15 protein-coding genes are annotated in these 17653 nt (G+C 46.6%); 4 read left to right on the top strand and 11 right to left on the bottom strand.

Features of this window, described 5'->3' with window-relative positions:
* The 7 genes from tsf to galU all read right to left on the bottom strand — a co-directional run bounded on the left by tsf (position 1) and on the right by galU (position 8195).
* Positions 1-927 carry a translation elongation factor Ts gene (gene tsf, locus ACLWNV_RS17490; RefSeq protein ID WP_413585736.1) on the bottom strand — a complete coding sequence of 309 codons (927 nt, stop codon included), beginning with the start codon at positions 925-927 and terminating at the stop codon, positions 1-3.
* A gap of 191 nt (positions 928-1118) precedes the next feature.
* Complete coding sequence (rpsB, locus tag ACLWNV_RS17485; protein WP_413585735.1) at positions 1119-2042, bottom strand: 30S ribosomal protein S2; 924 nt, start codon at positions 2040-2042, stop codon at positions 1119-1121.
* 267 nt (positions 2043-2309) lie between these two features.
* Positions 2310-3449 (bottom strand): NAD(P)-binding protein, encoded by a 1140-nt coding sequence (locus ACLWNV_RS17480; RefSeq protein ID WP_413585734.1) that lies wholly within the window; start codon positions 3447-3449, stop codon positions 2310-2312.
* A 53-nt stretch (positions 3450-3502) separates the two neighbouring features.
* The gene (locus ACLWNV_RS17475; RefSeq protein WP_413585733.1) at positions 3503-4339 is read right to left on the bottom strand and encodes a CFI-box-CTERM domain-containing protein; all 837 of its coding nucleotides are present in this window, start codon (positions 4337-4339) and stop codon (positions 3503-3505) included.
* 57 nt (positions 4340-4396) lie between these two features.
* Positions 4397-6436: a primosomal protein N' gene (gene priA, locus ACLWNV_RS17470; RefSeq protein ID WP_413585732.1), complete on the bottom strand. Its 2040-nt coding sequence runs from the start codon at positions 6434-6436 to the stop codon at positions 4397-4399.
* The gene (locus ACLWNV_RS17465; RefSeq protein ID WP_413585731.1) at positions 6433-7287 is read right to left on the bottom strand and encodes a hypothetical protein; all 855 of its coding nucleotides are present in this window, start codon (positions 7285-7287) and stop codon (positions 6433-6435) included. The genes priA and ACLWNV_RS17465 overlap by 4 nt, the downstream gene beginning before the upstream one ends.
* 23 nt (positions 7288-7310) lie before the next feature.
* Positions 7311-8195: a UTP--glucose-1-phosphate uridylyltransferase GalU gene (gene galU / locus ACLWNV_RS17460; RefSeq protein WP_413585730.1), complete on the bottom strand. Its 885-nt coding sequence runs from the start codon at positions 8193-8195 to the stop codon at positions 7311-7313.
* 130 nt (positions 8196-8325) lie between these two features.
* On the opposite strand from galU, the gene ACLWNV_RS17455 reads away from it, so the two are divergent.
* Positions 8326-9597: a hypothetical protein gene (locus ACLWNV_RS17455; protein ID WP_413585729.1), complete on the top strand. Its 1272-nt coding sequence runs from the start codon at positions 8326-8328 to the stop codon at positions 9595-9597.
* Here the strand turns inward: ACLWNV_RS17455 and ACLWNV_RS17450 are convergent.
* Positions 9594-10700, bottom strand: coding sequence for a M23 family metallopeptidase (locus tag ACLWNV_RS17450; protein WP_413585728.1), 1107 nt, complete (start codon positions 10698-10700; stop codon positions 9594-9596). The two genes, ACLWNV_RS17455 and ACLWNV_RS17450, sit on opposite strands and share 4 nt — an antisense overlap.
* A 10-nt stretch (positions 10701-10710) precedes the next feature.
* Between ACLWNV_RS17450 and ACLWNV_RS17445 the strand changes: the two genes are divergently transcribed.
* Positions 10711-11526 (top strand): hypothetical protein, encoded by an 816-nt coding sequence (locus ACLWNV_RS17445; protein WP_413585727.1) that lies wholly within the window; start codon positions 10711-10713, stop codon positions 11524-11526.
* Positions 11527-11621: 95 nt separating this feature from the next.
* Positions 11622-11750, top strand: a complete 129-nt coding sequence (locus ACLWNV_RS17440; RefSeq protein ID WP_340598068.1) for a hypothetical protein — start codon at positions 11622-11624, stop codon at positions 11748-11750.
* A 102-nt stretch (positions 11751-11852) separates the two neighbouring features.
* Here the strand turns inward: ACLWNV_RS17440 and ACLWNV_RS17435 are convergent, their stop codons facing one another.
* From ACLWNV_RS17435 to ACLWNV_RS17425, 3 genes are all read right to left on the bottom strand, one after another.
* Positions 11853-13250, bottom strand: coding sequence for an energy transducer TonB (locus tag ACLWNV_RS17435; protein ID WP_413585726.1), 1398 nt, complete (start codon positions 13248-13250; stop codon positions 11853-11855).
* A gap of 105 nt (positions 13251-13355) precedes the next feature.
* Positions 13356-14468, bottom strand: a complete 1113-nt coding sequence (gene nagZ / locus ACLWNV_RS17430) for a beta-N-acetylhexosaminidase (RefSeq protein WP_413585725.1) — start codon at positions 14466-14468, stop codon at positions 13356-13358.
* A 1-nt stretch (position 14469) separates the two neighbouring features.
* Entirely contained in the window at positions 14470-15336 is an 867-nt protein-coding gene (locus ACLWNV_RS17425; protein WP_413585724.1) for a hypothetical protein, read from the bottom strand.
* A gap of 121 nt (positions 15337-15457) precedes the next feature.
* Between ACLWNV_RS17425 and ACLWNV_RS17420 the strand changes: the two genes are divergently transcribed.
* Complete coding sequence (locus tag ACLWNV_RS17420; RefSeq protein ID WP_413585723.1) at positions 15458-17644, top strand: TadE/TadG family type IV pilus assembly protein; 2187 nt, start codon at positions 15458-15460, stop codon at positions 17642-17644.
* Positions 17645-17653 lie beyond the last annotated feature (9 nt).

The following is a 17653-nucleotide window of genomic DNA, read 5'->3' as shown; positions in this document are numbered from 1 at the left end:
TTAGTGTCCTTTCATTTGAGCTGCAACTTCAGCTGCAAAGTCGTTAGATTTCTTTTCGATACCAGCGCCCAATTCGAAACGTACAAAACGTTTGATTGTAACGTCAGCGCCGATTTCCTTGCCAACATTTTTCGCCAAATCAGAAACTTTCAAGTCCGGATTTTTAACGAATGCCTGGTCCATCAAGCAGTTCTCAGCCAAGAACTTGCGGATTTGTCCTTCAACGATCTTTTCGATCATTTCTGGTTTTTTGCCGGACTCAAGATTTTTAGCAGTAAGGATTTCTTTTTCTTTAGAAACAACATCCGCAGGGATTTGTTCAGAAGAAATCGCCATTGGGTTCATCGCAGCGATGTGCAATGCAACGTCTTGTGCGAAAGTTTTAAGTGCCGGGTTAGCTACAGCTTCTGGTTTGGAAGCAGCAACTTCGATCATCACACCGATTTTACCTTCACCGTGCACATAAGTGTGAACCAATGTGTTTGCAGTGGAAGTGTACTTCTCTTGACGACGAAGAACGATTTTTTCACCGATAGTAGCAGTAGCTTCAGTGAAAAGGTCGCCCAATTTTTTAGAAGTGTCTTTAGAGAATGGTTGAGACAATACGTCAGCAGCAAGTTCAGTTTTGAACATGTGCTCAGCAACGTCAGCAGCCAAAGCTTTGAAACCGTCGTTACGAGCAACGAAGTCAGTTTCAGAGTTGATTTCCATAACAAGACCAGTGTTGCCGTTGATTTGTGCGAATACCGCACCTTCAGCAGCAATACGGTCAGCTTTTTTAGCTGCAGCGCCAAGACCTTTTACGCGCAACCATTCAACAGCAGCGTCGAAATCGCCAGAAGTCGCTTCAAGCGCCTTTTTGCAATCCATCATACCTGCGTTAGTTTTTTCTCTTAGCTCTTTAACAAGAGTAGCGGAAATAGACATTAGGAAGACTCCTTATAATAAGAACAGTAATAAAGATCTTTATCAAAAAAACCCCAGCGATGCTGGGGATGGGACCCGGCCGATATGTTCGGGAGGGCGGTTCCGCCGTCGCTAAAGCTATGGCGGATAAACTTGCCACCTACGCAGCTACAACGGGGCTTGCCCGCCGTAGCCTTGGCGAAGGAGGGAAATTACTCTGCAGATTCGTCTTTGTTTTCAAGCTCAGCTTGGATCTCAACTTCTTCTGCTGTACCAGCAGCAACAAGTTTACGACCTTTGTTGGCTTTAACAACTGCTGGACCAGCAGCTTTTTTAGGAGCTTCTTTAGCGCCAGCTTTTGCAGCAGGAGCGCGACGTTTAGGAGCTTCTTCGCCTTTAGCTTCCTTAGCAACGTCAGATTGTTTGTCTGTCATTGTGCGGATTTTTTGTTCCCAAGTTTTCGCGCCTTCGATGTAAGCGTCAGCAACAAGGTTTGTGAACAATTTGATAGAGCGGATAGCATCGTCGTTCCCTGGAATTGGGTAGTCGATAGAATCTGGATCAGAGTTTGTATCAGCGATACCAACAACAGTCATACCCAAGCGTTTAGCTTCAGCAACTGCGATGTGTTCTTTTGGAAGGTCTACTACGAACATTACAGAAGGCATTTCTTTCATGTCGCGGATACCGTTCAAGAACTCAGACAAACGAAGGTATTCTTTTTCGATTTTTGCGCGTTCTTTTTTAGTAAGGTAGTTGAATTCGCCTTTTTCTTTCATAGCATCAACTTTACGAAGACGATCGATAGAAGATTTGATCGTTTCGAAGTTAGTCATCATGCCGCCCAACCAACGTTTAGTAACGTAGTATTGACCGCATTTTGCTGCTGCTTCTTGAACAGGCTCGATAGCTTGTTTTTTAGTACCAACGAAGATCATGCGACCACCGTTAGCAGCGATTTCTTTTACGTATTCAGCAGCTTTGTTCGCGCGAACAACAGTTTTTTGCAGGTCGATAATATGGATACCGCCGCGAGCTGTGTAAACGTAAGGTTTCATTTTTGGGTTCCAACGCTGTGTTTGGTGTCCGAAGTGAACTCCAGCGTCTAGCATTTCTTTCATGGTAACTTGTGCCATGGTAGTACGTCCTTTCTGGTTAATCCTCCTCTAGTGCAGAGCCAGCTTTTTTTGATTCGCCGGAAGACCCCTTTTTCAGTACTCGGGGACCAGGTTTGTGCTCTAGAGTGTGTTATTGTTGGACTCACGGGATATCATAGCGTGGCACAGAAGAGCAAGGATCTTTTGCTCAGTCTGGGAGCAGATCTTGGGGTTTTAAAACCACCAAAAAGAAACGCCGCATCAAGAAGATGGCGGCGTTAATTTAAACCTTATAAAATCAATAACTTACATTGTTGCTTCGGAAAATTCCTCAGCCGGTGCTTCAGAGGCAGCAGTTTGCTCTACTTTGAAACCCAGGGAAGCAATGATCATTTCAGCCTGTAAAAGAGAGCCCACAAGGTTCTTTTGCTCGTTCAAAGTGGACGATGCCACCCATAGATTTTGAAGGCTTGGGATCGTTTGGTTGGCGCTTAACTTAAGATCCCCATTGCCCGCGATGTACGGAGCCACAAAGATTCTTTCAAGTCTGACGTCATCCAAAGCTTCCGGATAAGCGCGTTTGATCTGGCGTTTGATTTTCTTAAGCGCCATACCCACAACTTCGCTGTCATCAGTAACTTCAGTTTCAATGAATGTGATCCACTGGGATGCTTGCAGTTGTTTGCCGTCAACTTCCACTGCCGGCATAAAGCGACCTGCACATGGACCGATTTCGTCCTGTGTGGTGCCGTTTAGAACGTGCATGGCTGTTGATTCAGTCACTGCTTTGCTGTGGCAGATATCCAGACACAGCGCTGTCCAGTAATTGTTTTTACCCAGTTTCGAACGCGCACGTACGGAGATAGAGTCCTCTGGAAGAAGAATCGACAAATCGCGAACAGTGCCTGCGAAAATGAAATTCTGTGCATGAATGGTTTTAGAGCCATTCACCGTCACAGACGTCACACGCTCGCCCTCTTGATGGAACTTGGTCACATAAGAGCGTGGAGTGAAATCGCCTTTGAATTGTTCCATCAGCATTTGCGCCCACTGGAATGGCTGCAATTGAAGGTCAATGCGCTTGCTGGAAGTAAAGTAAGAAAGCTCTTCCCAGAAAGCTGGCGGATTGTCGCCAAAACCCAGAAAAGTTTTAAAGTTTCCGGAATCGTAAGTCACCGGTGCTTCGTCAGAAACATCCGCGATCACTTTTTGACCCAACAGATTCTCCAAAAAGCCCAAAGCTTTTTCAGAAAGGACAGAGTCAGGAACAAAACGGATACCGTTATTGATAGGACCAGTTGGGAAATTGATTTGTTTATTTGAGCCGCCGGAATTATCCAAACCCTCAAGCAAAACGATGTTCTTGGTTTCGCGGCTTAATGCAGCTGCGATGCTAAGACCTGTTAAACCACTACCAATAATTGCGTAATCATAAATATGAGCCATGCAAATACCTTCCCCCAGAAGACCAGGGCTTTGCAAGAAGGAAGGCTTGAGATTTAACGGCTAACGCATTTAATCAATGTGCGCAGGACAGCTCTGACAGCGGGTTTTAGCCAGGAGTGCTTATCGAGTGAGCAAGCAATGGAAGGCGAGATTCTGTAGTAAAAGTAAACGAATTTGCGACCCAGGAAAGATTCTTTCAAATTCTGATCGCGGAAATTTCTCAAAGTTTGAACTTCGTATGCTTGGGGCCCAAAAGCAGACGTTGCAATAAAACATCTTGGACGTTCTTTGTCGGCGAGCTTCAAAAAGTTTTTAACAATGTTTGGATTCTTGGCCGTGCGAACAAACGATTCAGCTTTTTTAATGATGTCAGGATAGATCGGCGTGAACTGCACGAACATAGCCAGTTGCTTGGCTGATTTCTGCATACGCTCATGATATCTGTCGTGAGTATCATAAATGCGCATCAAATCCCAATACACCGAGGCCACCACTGTCAATTCTGTGTGACGGGCGCTTTCTTTAAAAGCTTCAGGGCGCAGTATTTCACCCTTTTTAACTTCAAATACAATATCCAGAATTTTCAAATATTTTTCGTAGGCAATCGCCGCATCTGCATACAGTTTTTGTCCCATGGAATTGCGCGCCTGTTTAATCAGTTGCACGCGGCTTTTCCAAAGAGCCATGCGATGTTGCTCGCGGGCGCGCTCTTGCGCCATCAATACACCACCACTGCTGGTCGCAGCGGTTCTGCGCAAATCAGAGATACATCCTGCACACACTTCCGGTGGCAGATTGGCTTCGCCGGCCTGCTGCAATTTCGCAGCAAGATCCCCTTCAATAGGGTGAAGCTCTGTAACTTGAATTCCGCAGCGCGGGCATTGAATCATATCAGTCCTTGTGCAGCCAGATTGCGCACTCCCTCCATCTTAAGGTGGAGAACTGATTTAAAGCAAATTCATTGGATCGATGTCGATGATAATTTTAACTCCGGACGGGACCCATTCCTGGTCCCCCAGAAGCTGACGTGAGAATGAGTTGGTTAAATTTCCCTGGGACGATTTTACGAGGAGATGATATCGGAATTGTCCTCGTAGTTTTGCAAGAGCGGCCTCAGCTGGCCCCAATACTTCAACCGCTTTATATTTCTCAACTTGGGCCTTTAGACTGTGCGCACGTCTGGCTAAAAGTCTGGCGGTCTCTTCAACCTTGTTAAGATGAGCGCCCTGAATGCGGAAACTGACCAGGCGACCCACGGGTGGGTAATTCAGTGCCGCGCGAACATTTAGTTCGTGAGTGGCAAATCCTTCAAAGTCATGATGACGTGCAAACACCAAACTATCATGTTCGGTATTGAATGTCTGAATGATCACCAGGCCCGGGCTTTCACCCTCTTTAACGTGACGGCCGCTGCGACCACTCATCTGCGTGATCAGTTGAAAGCTGCGTTCTGTAGCGCGGAAATCCGGAAGATTAAATCCCACGTCTGCCAGCACCAGGCCGACAAGTTTCAATTTTGGAAAATCCAATCCTTTGGCAATCATTTGCGTGCCAACCAGAATGTCGATTTCGCCACTTTCCATGCGCGCAATTAAATCCTCAAGATCCGCACGACTTTGAATTTCATCGCGGTCGGCGCGTGCAATCACTTTGCCTGGAAATAATCTGGTCAGATCGGTTTCCAAAAGTTCAGTGCCAAGGCCAATGGCTTCCAGTTCCCCCTCTTTGCAGTCAGGGCATTTCTTTTTCATTTGTTCATGGTAATCGCAGTAGTGACACACCAGATGCGATCCTGCATGCAAGGTCAGGGAGATATCACAATTCGGACATTCGCGCGTATGCCCGCATGCGGGACACACCACCATTTGCGCAATGCCACGACGATTCAGGAACAAAGCACTTTGATCACCGCGTTCCAGGGTTTCGCGCATACGTTCAAAAAGTTGCGGGCTCATCCAATAAGGAAGGTGCGAGTATTTTTCGATCATCAGCTTTTGATGATCATCGTCCGCTTTTTGTTTTCTAAGATCGATCACTTCCACGTCGGGAAGCGCGCGACCGGCCACACGATTTTTCAGTGGATGCAGGTGATAGCGGCCTTCTTGTGCGTTTTTCCAAGTTTCAAGACTTGGCGTTGCAGAACCCAGCACCACCGGACAATTCATGATTTTTCCCATCATGACGGCGGCGTCGCGACCATTGTATTTTAATTTTTCATCCTGCTTATAGGAAGGCTCATGCTCTTCGTCGACGATGATGATTCCTAAATCAGGAACCGGGCAGAACAGTGCTGAGCGCGCACCGATGAGAATGGATTTCTTGCCTTCGACCACATCCCACCACTGGTTCGTGCGTTCACGGTCGGTCAGTTGGGAGTGCAGGGCTGCGATCTTGTCACCAAAGCGGCGGGCAAATCTTTGGATAAGTTGCGGTGTTAATGAAATCTCAGGAACCAGCACCAATCCGCGTTTGCCTTCTTTTAGTGCCTTATCAAGCAGACGCAGGTACACCTCGGTTTTACCAGAGCCGGTAACACCAAAAAGCAAATGCGTGGAGAATCCCTGATGTTGAGCGATCGCTTCAAAGCTGGTTTTTTGCTCTGGAGTCAGATCAGGCAGCTTGTCACTGTCCAATTGCGGAATGACGGGCGCGCGTTTACTGGCGCGCTGCTTTTCCGTTTTTTTCAGGGGTGGAAATGCCGATTGCACCACTTGTCCGATCGGATGCAGATAATACGAACCCAGCCACTCCAGCCATTTTACAAATGGATTTGGAAGGGGAGCATATTCATTGTCGATGGAATCGATAGCTTTGATTTTAAATTCCGGGACTTCATTTGTCGGACCAAGAATAAGGCCTTTGGTTTTTCGCTTTCCCAGGGGGACGTTGACCAGTTGACCGCGTACCAAAGGCTCTGTCGAGCTGTATGTCAAAGCTTCTGGAAGGGGAGCATCCACTGCCACCTTCCAGAGAGAAGCTTCACTCATCTAAACCTCGAATAGAACTCGATCACAGCATCTTTTGCAGAAAGTTTTTCCAAGCCATCCAGCTTGCCATTCATATCCAAAGAGTTTGGTTGAAACTGAGAGGATGCAGTCGCGGGACGTGCAGAAGCACTGATAAGTCGAATAGTAGCAGTGTTGTTGCCCCAGCGGATTGTGCGAGCACGCGGGTAGTATAGACCTTTTGCAAATTGGTTGTAATTATCAGCAGTCATTTCAGCCTGACTTGGCAGACGAAGTTTGCGCACTACAAATTGATCCTGCTCAATCCACAGGCCAGGGTTGTTGTTCTTGTCGTCCTCAGGTGTCGGAGTGCCAAAAGCATAATTTACGACGCCACCAGTGCGCGAATAGCGAACCCAGCTTTCTGGTTCGTATTTGATGTCTTCGCTTTTTCTGGCAGTCAATCGCTTGGAGTAAGCTCCTGACGGGATGATTTTCATTGAAGCCAAAGAGTTCGCGAAAATTTCCGGATTTCTAAAATTCAGATATTTCTCAAGGAAATCCTCAGGAATCTTGTCGCTTTTTTTGTTTCCATTCAACACTGTCCAGCGCTGGCCACCCACATACAGAAACTGCATACGGAAGTTGCCCTGAAGTTCTTTGGTGCCGGTTACTGTCAGGCGCATCGTGCGATCATTTTCGATCAACCACGTTTCACGTACCAGGATTGATTCATCGCCGTTGGCAAATTGAACTTCCTGTTCGACAGCGTAAATACCGTTGCCCGCATTGTCTGAAGTCTTTTGCAAAATCGTTCTGGTTGGAAGAATGAAAGCTGATCCCAAAACCGGGACAAGCATACCAATAAGACTTGCGAGTAAAACTTTTTTCATTCAGATCCCCAATTGCTCTTTGGCTATTTTAGATTCTTAGCCAGTTCCAGAATGTACGACTTCAGATCCGCACTTAGTTCCGGGTTTTTAAGTGCAAGCTCGATGTTTGCCTGCAGATAACCCAGCTTATCACCAGCGTCGTAGCGATCGGCAGTAAAAGTCATCGCATTAAGACCTTTTTGTTGGCACAGAAGCTTCATGCTGTCGGTAAGTTGAATCTCGCCGTTCAAGGATGGTTTTGCGCTGCTTAAAAGGTCCATGATGGAGTTGTCAAAAACGTAGCGACCCGGCAAAGCCCAGCGACTGTTTGTTTCGGAGGGTTTTGGTTTTTCAACCAAAGAAGTCACTTTAAAAAATCCTGGGGATTTTTCCTCGACCTCGGCGATACCGTACTTGGAAACGTCTTTTTCAGAAACTTTCATGACCGAAATAGTGGACGTGCCGGTTTCCTCGAAGGACTTCACCAGTTGGGAAGTTACATTTGCTTCGCCATTTGCTTCCATGGTGATTTCGTCACCCAATAGGACTGCAAAGGGTTCTTTGCCGACGATAGGTAATCCACAGTGAACCGCGTGCCCCAAGCCCAAGGCATGTTTCTGGCGGATACTGATGATGTTTGCGGAATCGCGCGCTTTGGTCACGCGCTCAAGAAGTTTTGATTTTCCGTCGCGTTCAAGCTTGTCTTCAAGTTCGTAAGACATATCAAAGAAATCCTCGATTGCGTGCTTACCACGGCCAGCAATCAAAACGATATCCTCAATACCCGCCTTGATGGCTTCTTCCACGACATAAAGAATGATCGGCGCATCAACGATCGTAAGCATTTCTTTAGGCACAGTTTTGGTTGCGGGAAGAAAACGGGTACCTAGACCTGCGGCTGGAATTATGGCTTTTTTTACTTTAGACATCCTCTTAAAATCGCAAACGTTTCATTCTAATACAAGTTATAACGAATTGTGCTGCGAATGGGCCCTAAATCTGTTTTTTATCAAAGAAGTTCCCAGCGTCGTGATATCGTTAAATTACGGGGGAATGTCCATGAAAATGCCAAACAAGCAAACAACGGTGAAAATCGCCGGGGTCATAGCTGCCTCATTTGCGCTTGTTGTTTCCTTTCAGAACTGTGGTAAGGCGGGATTCGACTCGTCTTTGGATGATAGTGGAGATTACGGTAGTTTGGACGCGGCGCTTACGTCCAAATACGGATCACAAGTTGCAAATAAAATCTCAGGTATTCCTTTCGCCTTCGATGGCGGATTCGATCAAATTTCCTATAACTCTTGTGCAGAACGCACTCTGAGTTCCAGCACTGCTTACTATGCCATTCGCGCTGGTGCTTACATGTCCCAGGGTATCACTGTGCAAAACAGTTTTTACTCTTATGTGGATTCAAACTTTTCACCGATTTATCCAGCGACTTCTGTAACCAAATCTCAGTATGCAGAGTACCTGGGTGATTCGCCTGCGAATATCAACGTCATGCCGACAATGGCTGTGCGTGATCGCTCGAATTTGACCAGTGTGTATTCAGCAAGCGGAAATCTTGCGTTGAATACAGATATTGTTCCTATGGCGGATGTTCTTTCATCTTCATATATAATGGAATCTTTGTTGGGTGCTAAGGGACAGATGGTTCGCTACTTCCCATTCTCGACAAACTCACGCACCCTGGAAGCAAATCTAAAATTCAACTCTGATCAAAGTATCTCACAAAGCCTGCGTGATATTCTGCAACTGCAGGGTCAGTTGACAATGACTTACCTGAACGACGCTACCAATATCGGTTCAGTGGTTAATTCCGGTTCTAATAATAAAGCTTCAGGTTATGGCCGTGGATATCGCATGTCCTTTGGTCAGCCTTTGGGAATCGCAAACGGTTTCTCTCCACTTAACGTTCTGCATGTATTGCAGGAAGTGGATTTGAATACCGGAAACGTGATTTCAGCTTCATGGAATTGCAACCGCAGATACAAAATTTATCTGGCTAAGGATGCGGCTTTGTGTCCTTCTCATTCGGCATCGGACATCGCGGGCAACGCGACTCTGCGCGGAGAAATTGAAATCGTTCGCCGTCATTTCCGTGCTGATCAATGGGATGTGAATGTCACTAATGGTTGTCTGGTACCGAAGCCGACAGTGGCTTCATGTTATGTGGAAAACACTGTGAATAACGTCGCTCAGGGTGTCGAGTACAATGCCGCAGCAGCTTGTTACAACCCGCTGATCGGAAATGTGTCCTCTGCATATCCTAATCAGATTATTCCGACCAAGCGTTGCGCGAACTACGCAACGATCTGTATTAAGAATTAATTTTTTGCGACCTGTGAAGCCAGTACCTGATGCATGTTCTTCGGGTACGGCTTGATATAATTCAAAGGGTCTACCATTCGGCCATTTAGTTTGATGGCAAAATGCAGATGGGCTCTGGTGCAGTATCCTGTGCAACCAACTTCAGCGATTTTATCACCTGGTGCCACTGTCAGACCCTGTTTGATTCTGCGATCAATTTTATAAAGATGATTGTAAGCCGACTCGACACCGTGAGCGTGGCGCAGGACTATGTAGTTTCCGGCAGCGCGATTGTGCCCATAGCGAACCACGATTCCTTTGCGGGCGGCCAGCACCGGCTCGCCGATGGGCAATTCAAAATCAACACCCAGGTGCGGCACTTTTCGGCGAGTGATCGGGTGTAAGCGGTTGGGCTGAAATTTGCTGGCAATTTTTATGTAGTTAACCGGAGCATAAAAAGAACGTTTTTCCTGCAAATCCTGATCATTGAAAAAGACTCCGCCATATTGGGACTTCACAAATTTTTTGCGAACTGGTTCGCCATCGATCTCCAGTGAAGTTTGCAGAATCTCGCCATATTTTACGAACTGACCTTCCTCGTACTTCTTTTCAACCGTGAACCAGAAAGGTGCCCCACGGCGCAGTTTGCGGAAGGATTTTAGGTCAAAGGCATACGCATCCATAAAGCGTGTCGCCACCCAATTGCTGGGTAATTTCGGCAGAATCGAACCCAGTATAGATCCGTGAACTTTTCCATCAATGCGCAAAGCAGTTGTTTTGAATTTTGGATTATATTGACCCGCCTGCACCTTGCCGTTCTTTTTTACGATACGAAATGCGTCAGAGGTTTGGGAGTCAAACATGCGAAGCTCCACCTCGCCAGCACTTTTACGAACCAGATAGCGCGTATCCAGAGTCAGAAACAGACGGCGCAGTCCCACGTCTGCACTCAGAACAGCCTCGCGCTCGCGAGGAGTGAAGCCGTTGGCTCTTAAGATATTGATTAGATTGTCACCGGTTCTTATTTGTTTCGCAGTAAAGTTGTTGGCGTTGGCGTGAACTGATTGATAGTATGTGACGACTAAAATGACAGTGCATATGATGCGTGCGAGGTGTTGATTCATGCTCCATCCTTTGAGCTTAGTAACAAAACTTTCTGTTTTTCTTCTGCTTTATGTTAGCTCGATACAAGCAGTAGCCCAAGTCTATAATTCTTCGGTATCAGTAGCATCAGGTGGAACTGGACGTGCGGCTGTGGAGCCCGGTGATGCAAGTTTCCTGAATCCCGCTACCATGGCTCATTTGGGTGGAAGATTTTTTTTCGCATCTTTTGCGCAAGATGAATTCGCTGCTTTTTTGAGTGATAACACAAAAGAAAGTACGATCCCTGCTGCAGCAGCCTACGTGCAACGAACATCAAAGATTGAAACACTGGGTGAGTTGAAAGAGCACGACATCGCAATCACGATGGCAGAGTTTTTTCTGGATAAGTGGTCAGTCGGATTGACCGGGCATTATCTGGAACAAAGCCTTCCCCTGGCTTCGTTTACGTCTTTCAACGCCGATCTGGGCCTTTTATATACGCCGGTGGACCATATCGGCCTGGCGTTGGTGGGTTATAATCTTTTTGGACCTGACTCGAACACACCTGACGAAATCCGCAAAAAGACCAAAGCGGGCGCCGGATTTAACTATCTTTATAAAAGTGCAGCCCGGTTCCGTGTGGATGCGGATTCCGAGGGATACATGGGTTTGGGCCTTGAAACCTTCTTAAATCGCTTTATAGTCTTCCGTTTTGGCTTTTCAGACAGTTTTAAGGACTCCCTGCCGCGAGCTTCGGTGGGTGCTGGGTTCAGCGGGCCCCGGTTTCGTTTAAACTACGCCTATTACGGGAATACACAAAATTCATCAGATTATAGGCATTCGATTGACTTGATTATTCCATTTTGATAGTTAACTCGTTCCGTCTGGCCTATCCCGGCATAGACGGTTAATGGCGCACTTCGGCACGGCCGGAGTTTTAATAAATATTCCGGGGGTAAACCGTGGCTTCTAAAACTAAAAAAACTGAATACATTCGCGAGAAGAAAAAAACTACTAGCGGTAAAAAACGTAAAGCGGCTATCCGTACTAAAGGTACTACTAAGTCTGCTAAAACTCTTTTCAAAGACTAATTAGCCTCGTGCTTTGAAAACTAAAAAGCCTTTGGGTTCACCAAAGGCTTTTTGCGTTTGTGCTGTTTGAGATCGGCTAAAGGCTGACCTCTTAAAATAAGCTTACAGCTGTCCTACCGCAGTTCTTAGGCGGCCTTTAACTTCTTGTACTCCACCTTTTAAGTCCCAAGAAAACGGCATTTCAACCCAGCCTTCCTGTCCTGGATAGAATCTCCAGGTTTTCAATGCTGCCAGGGTTTTCTTATCCAGGTTTCTGTAACCTGTGGATTGTTTCATCTTAAATTGAACCGGAACTCCATCTTTAGTGATGTAAGCCTCAAAGCTGACTTTACCCTGATGACCCTGAAGACGTTCGTCTTCGCTGTATTGAGGTCTTTGATTTCCAGGCATTTGTTTTAATTGATCCAAACTTCTGACACCTGTTGGGGCGCCCGCAATTTCGTCACCAGCTTTTTCAAGTCCGTTATTTCCGGCGCCAGCTCCAGCTTTTTCGCCTTTACCAGTTCCTTCACCACCAGCGCCGTTGCCGTTGATCGCAGAATTCGCTGCTGCAAGTGCAGCGGCTTCTTTAGCGGCTTTCTCTCGAGCAGCTGCATCTGCAGCCGCACGTTCAGAAGCCATCGCTGAAGCAACGGCTTTCGCATTCTTTTGGCGCAAGTTCTTTTGTGACTCTGCCAGTGCTGCTGCCTGAGCTTTGTTTTGTTCTTCCAGAGATTGCATTTCATTGTCATGGTCAGCTTTTAGTGCGCTTGCCATGGCGTTCATTTCTGCTTCTTCGTTAGCAATATTGTTTGCAGACTTGTTATCGATTTCATCGAAATCTTTATTCAGATCTTCACCGATATTTCCGTCGGATTTTTGATTCGCCACTTCCGCCGCATCAAGTTCCGGGGAGTTGATGTCGTCAATTGACATCGGCACCGCTTTGAAAGTCGTTTTTGCGGGAGCTGCCTTTGCCGTTTGAGCAGCCGCTGCAGGCTTAGCAGGAGCTGGAGGCGGGAATAAATCATCTACCGGTTCAGGTAAAGACACGTCTTCAGCAACAACAGGTGCTGCGACCACTGCTTTCTGTGTCGCTGCGGGAGCGCTTTGTACCGGGGCTGCAGGAGCTGATTGCGCTACTTTTGCTGGAAGCTTTTCAGGAAGAGTAGCTGGAGCAACAGGTGCAGCAGGTGCCGCTGGAGCGGGCGCTCCACCTTGAGTTGGCTCGACATCACTGCCTTTAGTTGCCTGGTGCACGACCGGCTCTTCAAGCTCAATTGTGATAGTTTCAGTTTTTAATTCGTTTACCAATGGAACGCTTAATACCGCCATACAAACAGCTGCTGCGATATGCAGGGTCACTGATAAAGTCATAAAGCGCGGGGATTTATTTGCCTCTGGCGGGCGTGGAGCAGGAATTTTAAAGTCTGGAATGAAGTCCAATCCAGCCACCCCTTGGGTGAACAGATTGAGCTGCTTTTCATTCTCGATATTTTCGTTATTACGGTCGAAACTCATAAAAACTCCTCTGCCAGTAAGAGGAGCATTATCAATTCCCAGGCCAACCCCAGGTGGCACAGGCTTAGGCTGGCAACTGGGGGGTGGGTATTTTTTTCATGACTGTTACTCTGGCAGTAACCCTTCCGGAGTGATTCCGCTGTTGATTGCGGAAGCGATCTTTAGGTGTTCAGCATGGCCAACAATCTTGATTACTTCATCCATTGGCAATGGATCAGGGTTCACGATCTTGGCTTTCTTAAGTTCCAAGATGCGTTTGTGATTTGATTCCAACTGCGCCTGATCCAGTGAACCTTGGGCAACCGCACCCAACAACGCTTCAACAGCAATTGGTGGAACGTCGAATTCGTTGCAGTACAATAGCAAATCACATCCAGCTTGTAGTGCGCGAACAGGAATTTCTTCGATATCATAATGCGATGACATTGCCTTCATTCCCAAGTCATCAGTGATGACCAAACCGCGATAGCGCAATTCTTCCTTAATCATTTTTTTCACGAAAATTTCTGACAAGGTGACAGGCCATTCCGGATCGATATTAGGGAATTTAATGTGTGAGGTCATCACCATGTCGACGCGGGATTTGAATGCTTTCTTAAACGGAATAAGTTCACAGCTTTCAAGGCGGGCCTTGTCCAGATTTTCAACTGGCAGGTCCTCGTGACTGTCCACCAGCGTATTTCCGTGCCCTGGGAAATGCTTTGCACAAGTGATGATGTCGGCCTTGATGTATCCACGCACTAATGCTGAAGCATGTTTCGCAACCATTTCAGGATCGGAACTGATCGAACGATCACCGATAACTTTGTTGGCGTCATTGGTGAATACGTCCACGGAAGGAGCGAAATCCAGATTGATACCTACAGATCTTAATTCCTGACCCATTCTGTTTGCGAAATGGAATGAAACCGTTGGCGCATCCAGATCACCCAGTTTGCGAAGTGCCGGCCAGATCGTGAATGGAGGCTTCAAACGATGTACGCGGCCGCCTTCCATATCAATACCAATAAATAATGGCGCTTTGTCTGCCTGGCGATGTCTTAAAGATTGAATTTCGGCGCACAGATCATGCACTTGTTTTGGCTCAGCCACGTTTCTTCCGAAAAGGCAGATGCCGCCGATGTTTTTTTCTACGATAAATTTCTTTTCATCCGCAGTCAGAGCATGGCCCTGAATACCGATGAACATGTGTTGTCCGATAACTTGATTAATACCCATATTATTGACCTGGTTCAGTTTCTGGTTGAGTTGCTGGAGATGGCGCTGTGACGGGAGCGTTGATCGTTGTTGCTGGCAAAGTGTTTGGCTTTGCTTTTTTACCTCGCGCGACCACGTTCTGAGTTCCGGCAGGGACCGCGCCAAAAAGAGTTTTTAAGATAACGGCGCTATAAGATTGTCCGTTAGTGGCTTCAACAGGTGTTGCCACAAGTTCTGTGGAAATACCAGTACCCATGGCGCTGGTGCCAATCACTTCGCCGCGGTCGTTGATGTAGCTTAGGAATTTCGAATCTTTGAAGGTATTTAAAACTTTAAAAACTTTAAAGTCGTTAAACAGCTGTTCTTTACCCACTAACGCCTGACCTTTAGTAATTCCCGCATCTTCTTCGGCGATGGCCTGGTATTCGTACTTGGTTTCTGAGCGAAGGCCTTCTTTACTTTTTAGCATAAGGTAAACCAGGAATGTTGAAAGGAAAGTTCCCTTGGGAATCTTCTTTTCAATCTTGGAGCCCTTGCCATTGGTGCTTACCAATGCCGTCATGACGCCAGCTTTAAATTTGGCATCGATCGTTTTGGTTTCTTTGCCAGCCAGTGATGTGTACTCGTAAGAGATCGGTGCAAGTTCAGAATCGGCAACTGCTTTTAAGCTTTCAGTTGTTTCTATGGGACCTTTGCCGGTTTTAATGAAGTACGTGGAAATGAAATGCTTTTTCTTGTCGTCGAATTCATAGCGACTGATCACGTAACCGATGTGATCATCACCTGATTTGATTTTCGAATATCCCTCAAACAGAATTGCCGCGCCGGAAGTTAGCGGAGCAGTGATCAGAGAGCAGACAGTGAGAGCTGTTAGAATTTTACGGACCATCGTCGAGATTCCTCTTGGTTGTCTTGGATAAAAGTCTGTCATCTCACTATAGAACAAGTCAAAGTTTTCAAGGTCGAGTTATTGCCTCTAGGCAGTGTATACGCGACAATAATCAAACGACATGAAGAAAAGCCCACCACCACTTATTCAAATACTGAGAAACCGCAAAGGTCAGGTGGCACTTTTTGTTGCTCTTATATTCCAAATTTTGTTTATTTTCTTTGCCATGGTCGTCAACGTGGGCCTTTTGGTTCATCACAAGATCAATCTGCAAAACTCTGTGGATTTCGCCGCATATTATGGGGCAATGAAACAGGCCGAAAATATGAATGCTATCGCACATGTGAACTATCAGATTCGTCAAAGCTGGAAATTGCTGGCGTGGCGCTATCGCATGATCGGAACGGCGGGGGATTTCGAGGAGCATCCTCTTTTGAAAGACCCGTCGCGTGGTCTGACTTTGCGGCCTGGTTCTGCTGATACAGATGATATCAACATGAGTGCGCGGGATTTCTATGATGCCCCTTCATTCTGTGCGACCTATGTTCCTTTTAAGCCCATGCCGGATGGGGAGAATACCTGTAAGTTTTTAAAGACCAAAAGTGGCATCAGGATCTTCGAGCAAAGTAAGCCAATCGCCCTTCATCACAGCATCAATGCTGCGATTAGCAATGCGACAGAGCTTTTGCGAAGCCGTGCGTTTGAGCGTTGTCGTTACTTTGGCGCCTTTAATTACAGACTTCTTGCACAGTATGTAGTTGCCTACAATATTGATCAAGGTGATCGAATGCTTTTGATCGCGGCTTTGTCCCGTTCTATGAGTAATACCACTGGTGATTTTTACGATTTGGATGGCGATAGCGTAAAAGATGGAATGATCAAAACGCTGCGAAATAACCTTACCTCTGCAAATAACAATAATGAACTTCGCGTGCAGATTTATAACTCATTGGGAGCAGAAGGTTGTAACAATCCCGCTTCCGATAAAATGCCGGCAAAATGGCTGGTTCCCATCAGAATTGCGCCAGCATTTAATTACATTGATACCGAATGTCGTCAGGAATCGAATCGAATCGATTCGGTACCAAAGGAACTTGCGGCGGATCGGAACAATTGGCCCCGTGAGGTCCGTGAAGATCAGGGACACCCACTGTGGAGAGAGATCAGTGAACTTTCACAGTATGTTGGTCTTCGCCAGAATATCGAAGATCCTTATAACTACTCAATGGGTGTGGAAAAGAATCCTTGGTGTATGGCTTATATGGGAGTGAGTGCAACTTCGACTCCGAATATTCCATTCTCACCTTTGGGTTCGGTTCAGCTTCGTGCCCGTGCATTCTTCAAACCGTTCGGTGGACGTATGGGCCCATGGTATGAATCTCAATGGCCATCGGGTTCTGAAAAATCTGCAGGTGGTGGTAAAATGGATGAAAACCTTCCACCAAGAATTTTTGATACCGGCAATATTGGTAATCCAAAGGATGCAAGCCGTGCAGGTAACTACAGCCGTTTTGTTGGTGATCCGGTAGGGTTGAAAAGTCGAAATATGTTATTTCAGTTCGGCCGCGCGATCTTTAGACTTGATCCAACCTGGAGTCAAAATCGGTCTAATGTTCAGGCGGATCTTCGCGACAATGCTCCGAACTTTGATCACTGGAAACAATTGCCCTTTGAATTCGCAAAACCGAACTCAGGTAACGGCGACATGCTGGCTTGGAGCGAAGAGGCACGTGGTCCATCGCGTTTCAGAAATCTGGAATTGCTGGCGGTTCTGCCAGATCAGTTCGACATGGCTTACTATTCCATCGAGCCGGATTTTTATCACAACTACTACAAGCGCATTAAAGACAAATTCATTCCAAAAGTTGTGGCAGGTTTTGACAAGCTTGTGCGCCCGGACATTGGCTATCACAAAGACTACAATCAGGGTGGCGAAAACCTGGAAGAATTCAGCGTGAAAGATCAGTACAAGGTTTTGAAGAATCGCGAGATTCAAGAGCTGCAAGTGGATCTTGATCAGAAGCTGACCTACATTTCCAGAGACTGGAAGAATGTTCTTACCGGTTGGGCTGACAACGGTTTGCTTGACTACTCTTTAGACACCAACAAGTTAGGTAAGTGTACTATCGAGCCTAAATACGACGGGGAAACTCCCGCTCCGCCAACTTCGGGGAATTGTATAGTCGGCGGCAGCACTGGATATTCAGTTAAGATGATTTCCTCGGATTATTTGAACTCTGAGCTGCAATTGGGTGGAGATAACTCGGGCAGTGCCAAGATCAAGAATCCGCCACCTTCTGACTTCTAGTTTCACTCT

Origin of the sequence: Bdellovibrio sp. HCB274 (assembly GCF_047306075.1) — a bacterium.
In the GTDB taxonomy this organism is placed as follows: Bacteria; Bdellovibrionota; Bdellovibrionia; order Bdellovibrionales; family Bdellovibrionaceae; genus Bdellovibrio.
The sequence above is the reverse complement of the archived record's forward strand: the minus strand, read 5'-3'. Positions and strand labels throughout refer to the sequence as shown.

What these genes read in the sequence shown, in the direction of transcription:
- galU (WP_413585730.1), bottom strand. Translation starts at nt 8,195, where the DNA reads ATGTCTAAAGTAAAAAAAGCCATAATTCCAGCCGCAGGTCTAGGTACC.
- ACLWNV_RS17475 (WP_413585733.1), bottom strand. Translation starts at nt 4,339, where the DNA reads ATGATTCAATGCCCGCGCTGCGGAATTCAAGTTACAGAGCTTCACCCT.
- ACLWNV_RS17455 (WP_413585729.1), top strand. Translation starts at nt 8,326, where the DNA reads ATGAAAATGCCAAACAAGCAAACAACGGTGAAAATCGCCGGGGTCATA.
- rpsB (WP_413585735.1), bottom strand. Translation starts at nt 2,042, where the DNA reads ATGGCACAAGTTACCATGAAAGAAATGCTAGACGCTGGAGTTCACTTC.
- priA (WP_413585732.1), bottom strand. Translation starts at nt 6,436, where the DNA reads ATGAGTGAAGCTTCTCTCTGGAAGGTGGCAGTGGATGCTCCCCTTCCA.
- ACLWNV_RS17435 (WP_413585726.1), bottom strand. Translation starts at nt 13,250, where the DNA reads ATGAGTTTCGACCGTAATAACGAAAATATCGAGAATGAAAAGCAGCTC.
- ACLWNV_RS17480 (WP_413585734.1), bottom strand. Translation starts at nt 3,449, where the DNA reads ATGGCTCATATTTATGATTACGCAATTATTGGTAGTGGTTTAACAGGT.
- ACLWNV_RS17420 (WP_413585723.1), top strand. Translation starts at nt 15,458, where the DNA reads ATGAAGAAAAGCCCACCACCACTTATTCAAATACTGAGAAACCGCAAA.
- tsf (WP_413585736.1), bottom strand. Translation starts at nt 927, where the DNA reads ATGTCTATTTCCGCTACTCTTGTTAAAGAGCTAAGAGAAAAAACTAAC.
- ACLWNV_RS17425 (WP_413585724.1), bottom strand. Translation starts at nt 15,336, where the DNA reads ATGGTCCGTAAAATTCTAACAGCTCTCACTGTCTGCTCTCTGATCACT.
- ACLWNV_RS17450 (WP_413585728.1), bottom strand. Translation starts at nt 10,700, where the DNA reads ATGAATCAACACCTCGCACGCATCATATGCACTGTCATTTTAGTCGTC.
- ACLWNV_RS17465 (WP_413585731.1), bottom strand. Translation starts at nt 7,287, where the DNA reads ATGAAAAAAGTTTTACTCGCAAGTCTTATTGGTATGCTTGTCCCGGTT.
- nagZ (WP_413585725.1), bottom strand. Translation starts at nt 14,468, where the DNA reads ATGGGTATTAATCAAGTTATCGGACAACACATGTTCATCGGTATTCAG.